The sequence below is a fragment of the Mesorhizobium sp. M4A.F.Ca.ET.050.02.1.1 genome, from assembly GCF_003997725.1.
In the GTDB taxonomy this organism is placed as follows: domain Bacteria; phylum Pseudomonadota; class Alphaproteobacteria; order Rhizobiales; family Rhizobiaceae; genus Mesorhizobium.
This window is the reverse complement of record NZ_RZSG01000520.1, coordinates 1-4,252: the sequence shown is the minus strand read 5'-3', so window position 1 is coordinate 4,252 and position 4,252 is coordinate 1. Positions and strand designations below refer to the sequence as shown.

5 protein-coding genes are annotated in these 4,252 nt (G+C 64.4%); all 5 read right to left on the bottom strand.

Going from position 1 to position 4,252, the window contains the following annotated elements; translation table 11 throughout:
* Positions 1-69: 69 nt before the first annotated feature.
* Positions 70-864 carry an ATP-binding cassette domain-containing protein gene (locus EOA33_RS25970; protein WP_126056014.1) on the bottom strand — a complete coding sequence of 265 codons (795 nt, stop codon included), beginning with the start codon at positions 862-864 and terminating at the stop codon, positions 70-72.
* 3 nt (positions 865-867) lie between these two features.
* Positions 868-1,854 carry an ABC transporter permease gene (locus tag EOA33_RS25965; RefSeq protein WP_127406937.1) on the bottom strand — a complete coding sequence of 329 codons (987 nt, stop codon included), beginning with the start codon at positions 1,852-1,854 and terminating at the stop codon, positions 868-870.
* Positions 1,855-2,059: 205 nt separating this feature from the next.
* Complete coding sequence (locus EOA33_RS25960; protein WP_127406936.1) at positions 2,060-2,992, bottom strand: substrate-binding domain-containing protein; 933 nt, start codon at positions 2,990-2,992, stop codon at positions 2,060-2,062.
* A gap of 223 nt (positions 2,993-3,215) precedes the next feature.
* Positions 3,216-3,641 carry a hypothetical protein gene (locus EOA33_RS25955; RefSeq protein WP_127406935.1) on the bottom strand — a complete coding sequence of 142 codons (426 nt, stop codon included), beginning with the start codon at positions 3,639-3,641 and terminating at the stop codon, positions 3,216-3,218.
* Between the two features lie 50 nt (positions 3,642-3,691).
* The coding region (locus EOA33_RS25950) for a fumarylacetoacetate hydrolase family protein (RefSeq protein ID WP_190234374.1) at positions 3,692-4,252 on the bottom strand (561 nt) is incomplete at its 5' end.

Sequence of the window (4,252 nt, the reverse complement as noted above, 5' to 3'; positions counted from 1 at the left end):
ATGCGATCCTGTGCCAGACGCGTGATGACTGACCGGGCGGATGATTGACGTCCGCCAGCGGCGGAGGCTTCAGCCTTGCGGTTGCGTGCCCGCCGCAAGGGCGTCACGGATGTCCTTGTCGGACATGCCGGTGATGATCCGCTCGACGTCGGCGACGGTCGTCTGTTTCGGATCGATGTCGTCGGCCACCACCTTGCCACGGCGCATGACGACGATGCGGTCGACCACCTGGAAGACGTGGTGGATGTTGTGGGCGATGAAGATACAGGAATGGCCGGAATCGCGGGCGTTGCGCACGAAGCTCAGCACGCCTTGCGTCTCGGCGACGCCGAGATTGTTGGTGGGCTCGTCGAGGATGATGAGGTCGCTGTCGAAATGCATGGCCCGGGCGATCGCCACAGCCTGCCGCTCGCCGCCCGACAGCGAGCCGATCGGCGTCGTCGGCGGGATGTTCTTGGAGATGCCGACCTGTTTCAGCAGGTCGCGCGCCACCGTGTTCATCGCCTCCTGGTCCATGCGGTTCAAAAAACGCGGCGGCTTGATCGGCTCGCGGCCGAGGAACAGGTTGCGCGCGATCGACAGTTGCGTGACCAGCGCGGAATCCTGGTAGATGGTCTCGATGCCGTGGGCGATGGCGTCGCTGGTGCTGCGCAGGTTGACCTTTTTGCCGCGGATGAAGATGTCGCCGCTGGTCAGCGGCACTGCGCCCGACAGCACCTTGATCAGCGTCGATTTGCCGGCGCCGTTGTCGCCGAGCAGGCCGACGATCTCCTTTTCGTTGACGTGGAAATTGGCGTCCACCAGCGCCTGCACGCGCCCGTAGGACTTGCGGATGTTCTGCATGCGGATCAGCGGTTCAGCCATGGGTCACGTTCCTGCCTGATGCCGGCGTTCGAGCCATGAGTGCAGCGCCATCATGCCGAGGATGATGGCGCCGATGAAGATGTTGTAGGCAAGCCCCGGCACGCCGATCAGCACGATGCCGTTGCGCATCACGCGCAGGATCAGGATGCCGAGCACCGTGCCGATGATGGTGCCGCGACCGCCGGTCAACGCCGTGCCGCCGATCACCACCATGGCGATGACCTCGAGCTCGTAGCCGGTGCCGCTGTTGGGATTGGCGGCGGAGGTGCGCAACGACGAGATGACGCCGGCGAGCGAGGCCATCAGCGCCGACACGACGAACAGGCCGACCTTGACGCCATTGACATTCACGCCGCGCGCGCGGGCGGCGTTGGGGTTGCCGCCTGCGGCCTGGATCCAGTTGCCGGTGCGGCTCTGCGTTAGCACGTAGCCAAGCGCGATCGCCGCGCCGATGAACCAGAACAACGACATGTAGATGCGGAACGGTCCAATGAAGAAATCGCCGACCAGCGCTTCCGCCAGCCAGCTGCCTTCGGCGCTCCAGGTGCGCTGCGGGAACCCGTCGGTGACGAACAGCGCCGTGCCGCGCACGACGAGGAGCATGCCGAGCGTGACCAGGAAGGACGGGATCTTGAGCTGCGTCACGAACCAGCCATTGACCAGCCCGATGAAAGCCGCGACCACCAGCGCGACAAGCAGGCCTACCTCCAGCGAGGTGACGCCGCCATTGAACAGCGTCCACATCAGCACCGGCGAAAAGCCGAACAGCGAGCCGACCGAGAGGTCGAACTCGCCCGATGTCATCAAAAGCGTCATCGCCAGCGCGATCAGGCCAAGCTCGACCGTGAAGGCGAGGATGTTGGAGATGTTCTGCGGCGACAGGAAATCGGGATTGATGACCCAGAAGACGACGAGCTCGATGACGAGCAGCACGAAGGGCCCGAATTCCGGCCTCGCGATCAGGCGTTGGGTAAGCGAATGGTTTTCCACGTTGAATCCTTGGGTGGAAAGGTCGAGAACGCCGACCGTGTCAGGGGGCTCGGCGAAGTGAAAAAGGACAGTCGCGGCTACGGGAGCGGCCGCGACTGTGCGCAGGCGATTCCGAAAATCGGACCGGATTCTCGCAAAGGCCGTGCGCAAAATCGAGCTGCCCGCCGCGCGTCTGGAAATGACGCGCGGCGCTGCAGGGGACGGATCACTTCCCGGACAGGATCTTGTCGTAGACCCCGGCGGTGTCCTTTTCGTAGAGCGCGCCGGTGATAACGTTGAAGCCCGGAGGGATGCCGGCGGCCGCCATGTTGGCGAGCGAGAGCGCGACGTAGCTGGTCGCCTGCGGGTCCTGCCACTGCGCGGCGTTGACATAGCCGTTCAGCACTTCCTGGGTGGTGTCGAGCGAGTTGCCCCAGCCGACGACCGGGATTTCGCCGGGCTTGATGCCGACCTGGTCGAACACCCGTTTGATCGAGCCGGTGACGAGGTCGCCGAGGCCGATGATTGCCTTCACCTTGCCTTTGTGCGCGGTCAGGTAGTCGACCATGCGGTTGATCACTTCTGCCTGGTCGAGCGTCGCCTCGGTGATTTCATAGGTGATGCCGAGCGGTTCGAAGACGCTCTTGATGCCTTCCTCTTCCTGCACGCCATAGGTGGCGCCGGGAACCTCGACCGGCATCCAGACGAAGTCGCCCTTCTTCACCAGGCCCTTGTCGACCAGATACTGCGCCCAGTGCTTGCCGAAAGTGACGTTGTCGCCGCCGACATAGGCGTTGAAGTTGGCCTTGGGATCGGGCGTGTTGAAGTTGATGATCGGGATGTTGGCCGCGCGCGCTTCCTTGGCGATCTCGACCAGGCTGCCCGGATCGGGGCTGGTGGTGACGATGCCGTCGGCCTTGGCCGAGATGGCGGCGCGAACCGCCTCCTGCTGTGACGCCACGTCGCCATTATGGAATGAGGTGTTGACGGAGTTGCCGGTATCGGTCGCCCATTGCTTGGCGCCGGCCAGGAAGTAGGTCCAGACCGGGTCGGCCGGACCACCATGCGAAATCCAGTAGAAGGTCTTGGCCTGCGCCGCCGCCGGAATGGCGAGCGCCACGATCAAGCCAAGCACGAGCAGTCTTAGCCTCGTCAGCATATGGTTTCCTCCCATGTTGAAACGACTTCCACGTCGGACGCGATGCGGCCCAAAAATCGCATTTCCTGCCAGCGCCGAGCGGGTGCTTAGAGGGCATCCCCTTTCCGGCCCGATGGCAAGCCTCCAAGCGCCAATGGATGTTGGCGCAAGGCAGGACGCCATCAGCAATCCCATTAGATTGCATCAGTTTGGGTGATATTTGCGTGAGGTTGTCGAGCGGGACTCAGCCGCGCGGACCGTTCTGCCTGCGCTCCGCGCGCCGGCCGCGCCAGATCCTGCCCAGCCAGTCGACCGCCAGCGACAGCGAGGCTTGTCCATGTGGCATCGATGCCGAGCCGAGGGATCGCGCTCGGCACCGCCTGTATGACCAGTATGCCGATGGCGGCGCCGATGGCGCTGCCATGCCCGCGCGACAGCCTCGTGCCGCCAAGCAGCGCCGCGGCGATTGCCAGCAGCGCAAAGCCGTTGCCGTCATTGAGAGGATGGTGCCCTGCGCGCCGAGATGGACGACGCCGGCGAGTCCCGCAATTGCGCCCATCAGTGCCAGCGCCATGAGCCAGACGTTGCCCGTCGCGATGCCGGCATGGGCGGCGGCTTCCGGATTGCTGCCCCTGGCCTGCACCCGGTAGCCGAAGCGGCCCGCAGTCACCGGGCCTCAACATAAAATTGTGTTGATGAAGGCCGGTTCTTGCAGGGTTGTCAGATCAGACCGGCCCTGGCGAGGTCGCGCATCAGATGGCTGGCGCCATAGGTCCAGTGCGGGCAATCCGGTGACAGGCGCACACGGTTGACCAGCGCGCCGAGTTTTTCCGACGAGATGGTGACGATATCGCCGACCTTGTGGGTAAAGCCCTTGCCCTTCTCGCCGCGATCCTTCGACGGCACGAACATGGTGCCGAGATAGAGCGCCAACCCGTCGGGATACTGGTGATGCGGCCCCATCGCTGCCTTGACCAACTCCTCCGGCGAGCGGCTGATCTCGGCCATCGAGCTTGCGCCCTCCAGCGAGAACCCGTCCTCGCCCTCGACGCTGAGCCGCACCGTGGCGCGCTTCACATCGGCAATGGAAAACGTCTCGTCGAACAGCCGGATGAACGGACCGAGCGCTGCCGAGGCATTGTTGTCCTTGGCCTTGCCGAGCAGCAGCGCCGAGCGGCCCTCGACGTCGCGCAGATTGACGTCGTTGCCGAGCGTGGCGCCGACGATCCGGCCGGTGCTGTCGGCGATCATGGCGATCTCCGGCTCCGGATTGTTCCAGGT